Source organism: Litorivita sp. NS0012-18, from assembly GCF_040371945.1.
Lineage (GTDB): Bacteria > Pseudomonadota > Alphaproteobacteria > Rhodobacterales > Rhodobacteraceae > Litorivita.
Genome location: NZ_BAABWS010000013.1, coordinates 1 through 1,052, shown reverse-complemented (window position 1 = coordinate 1,052; position 1,052 = coordinate 1). Strand labels below are relative to the sequence as shown.

Annotated in this window: 2 protein-coding genes; one reads left to right on the top strand and one right to left on the bottom strand. The window is 53.6% G+C overall.

Going from position 1 to position 1,052, the window contains the following annotated elements:
* Positions 1–35 precede the first annotated feature (35 nt).
* Positions 36–461, bottom strand: a complete 426-nt coding sequence (locus ABWV64_RS15930) for a MerR family transcriptional regulator (protein ID WP_353347067.1) — start codon at positions 459–461, stop codon at positions 36–38.
* Positions 462–531: 70 nt separating this feature from the next.
* On the opposite strand from ABWV64_RS15930, the gene ABWV64_RS15925 reads away from it, so the two are divergent.
* The coding region (locus tag ABWV64_RS15925; RefSeq protein WP_353347065.1) for a transglutaminase-like domain-containing protein at positions 532–1,052 on the top strand (521 nt) is incomplete at its 3' end.

The following is a 1,052-nucleotide window of genomic DNA, read 5'->3' as shown; positions in this document are numbered from 1 at the left end:
GCTGCCATTCATTCATGACAATCCAATGTCCGCATTTACGCTTTCTGGTGTTCGCCGTCGCACAAATTGTGGTCAGCCAATGATGCAAGCACGTAGCAATCCTCCGATACCCCTTCGCCGTCGCAACCTTTCGATATCCGGCTAAGCTCCGTCTCAAGCGTTCGTAGACGTTTGAGCTTTGCTCGAACGTCCGCAAGCTGCGAAGCTGCAATATCCGTCGCAGCCTCACACGACCGGTCTGGATGATCCTGGAGTTCGATCAAAGATGAGATTGCCTCGATGGAGAACCCAAGATCACGGGCGTGTCGGATAAAACTCAGTCGCTCCAACCCAGCCTTGTTGTATCGCCGTTGGTTGCCTGCTGTGCGCTCAGCTTCGGGCAAAAGTCCCATTGCTTCATAGTAACGTATGGTCGGAACCTTGACCTTTGTGCGCTTTGAAAGCTCGCCGATAGAAAACATAAAGAAACCCCTTGAACCTCTAGTTACTAGAGATTGTATATGAGTTGGGACGACAAGAGAAAAGTTCCAAATGTCCCACGATTATCTATCTGAAACGCCGCTCCTCGACTACGAGAACCTGGCAATACAAAAGCTCATCGCGCATCGCGGATGGGCAGTGATGGAAGAAGGCGAACGCATCGGCGCAGCCTATGACTTTGTCCGCAACGAGATCTTGTTCGGTTACAATTCTGACGATGCCCTACCAGCCTCACGGGTGCTGTCGGATGGCTATGGCCAGTGCAACACCAAGGGCACGTTGCTCATGGCGCTGCTGCGCGCCTTGGGCATCCCTTGTCGGTTTCGCGGCTTTACCATCGACAAAGGGCTGCAACGTGGTGTGGTGCCAGAGCTGGTTTATCCGCTTGCGCCACGCAACATCATCCATTCGTGGATCGAGGTGCAGCACCGAGGAGAATGGTTAGAGCTTGAGGGCTTCATTCTGGATCAGGGCGTTTTGACGGCGCTTCAAGCTGCATTTCCAGATCGCAATTCGCTTTGTGCTTACGGGGCAGGCACCGATTGCCTCCAAGCGCCGAACGTCGCTTGGAG

What these genes read in the sequence shown, in the direction of transcription:
- ABWV64_RS15930 (WP_353347067.1), bottom strand. Translation starts at nt 461, where the DNA reads ATGTTTTCTATCGGCGAGCTTTCAAAGCGCACAAAGGTCAAGGTTCCG.